Raw genomic sequence first — 1,662 nt, 5'->3', positions numbered from 1 at the left:
ACACCGCCCGGGCCGCCGCCGACGACGCCAACGCCCACGCCAGCGACGACACCGGCGCCGACCGGGCAGTCGCGGCGCTTGTCCTTGTCATCCCAGTTGAACCAGTCGTCGTCCTTGTTGTCCTTGCCGTCGTCCCGGCCGTCCTTGCCGTCGTCTCGGCCGTCCTTGCCGCCGTCCCTGTTGCCGTCGAGGTTGTCGGCGCGACCCAGCTTGTCACCGCCGTCCCTGTTGTCGTGCCCGTCCTTGCCGTCCCTGTCGCCCTTGTCGCCGAAGATGTCCCAACCGTCGTCCTTCTTGTCGTCGCAACGGTTGTTGTGGTCCTTGTCGTCGAAGGCGTGGGCGGCGGCCAGGCCGGGCCCGAAGGTGAGGGCGACGCTCGCTGCACTCGACATCGCGAGAACGGCGGCGCTCCGGCCCATACCCTTCTTCATCTGGTCCCCTCTCTCACTTACGGTGATCAGTTATGTCACTGCGAGTGACACCATAGCGACTGGGTGTGGGGATGCGTGGCAAGCGGACCGGGCGTGGTGCGACGGGGCTGCGCGACGCGAGAACCGCCTGGTCGGCTGGATTTCACGGTCTGTCCCGCCGTCGACCGGGATGGCGCGCGCTGCCGGCGGACGGCCTGCGAGTCGTCGGGGCAGGATCACCGATTGTGGTCGGCTTGCTCGCTACAGTGACAGTCGGTAAAGGGGTTGCGGCCGGGCGCAGGCAGAGCCGGCGGCGCGGACAGGCAGACGGCCAGCGGCGCGTGGTTCGGCCGGGAGGGGCGGTAGGGACTGTGGAAGGCGAGACCAACGACGGCCACCGGAAGCCTGCCGGCGGATCGGTCCCCGTCTCCGTTCACGTCCCCGTTCAGGTCACCATCCCTGTCTCCGTCCAGGACCCCGTCCACGACTCCGTCCGCGCCGCCGCCGCGCGGCGTGCCCTGCTGTGGCGCGGGCTGCTCCTGGTGGGCCTGGTGCTTGTCGTCGGCAGCGGATTTCGGCTGGCGGAACCGGCACTCGACGCCGTCCGCGGCGGTTCCGGGACGGATGCGGCGACCGAACTGCCCGACATCCCGCCGCCCCTGCCGATCCCCACGACCCGCACGGGTCCCATGACCGGCCTGCCGCCCGCGATGATCGAGCAGCCGGTGGTGGTCATCAACGATCCCGTCCGGCTACGTGTCCGGCGGATCGGGATCGACGCGCCGATCACCCACCTCGGCCTGGGTCCGGACGGCTCGATCGCGGTGCCGAAGGCGTGGGGTGACGTCGGCTGGTTCGACCGCGGTCCCACGCCGGGTGGCATCGGGCCGGCCGTTCTCGTCGGCCACTACGACTCCACCACGGGGCCGGCGGTCTTCTACCGCCTGCCCCAGCTCGTCCCCGGCGACCGGGTCGAGGTCGCCGGGCGGACCGGAGCCGTTCAGGCGTTCATCGTCGACCGCACCGAGGACGTGTCCAAGGCGGCGTTCCCGAGCCAGCGGGTCTACGGGCCGGTGACCCGTCCGGAGCTGCGTCTGATCACCTGCGGTGGCGCCTTCGACCACAAGACCAAGCACTACCTCAACAACGTCGTGGTCTACGCGCACGCGGACACCTTCGCCGGCACCGCCCCCGCCGCCCCGGTCCCGGCGGTCCTGGCCCCGGCGGCGCCGGCGACCGGTGGGAATCCGGC

At 71.2% G+C, this 1,662-nt stretch carries 2 protein-coding genes; one reads left to right on the top strand and one right to left on the bottom strand.

Going from position 1 to position 1,662, the window contains the following annotated elements:
• Window positions 1-431 (bottom strand): hypothetical protein (locus tag ND748_RS31540; protein ID WP_251749943.1); only part of this gene is annotated, 431 nt, incomplete at its 3' end.
• Window positions 432-781: 350 nt separating this feature from the next.
• Between ND748_RS31540 and ND748_RS31535 the strand changes: the two genes are divergently transcribed.
• On the top strand, window positions 782-1,662 hold an 881-nt coding region (locus ND748_RS31535; protein ID WP_251749942.1), incomplete at its 3' end, for a class F sortase.

It is taken from the genome of Frankia sp. AiPs1 (assembly GCF_023716945.1).
GTDB lineage: Bacteria > Actinomycetota > Actinomycetes > Frankiales > Frankiaceae > Frankia.
The sequence above is the reverse complement of the archived record's forward strand: the minus strand, read 5'-3'. Positions and strand labels throughout refer to the sequence as shown.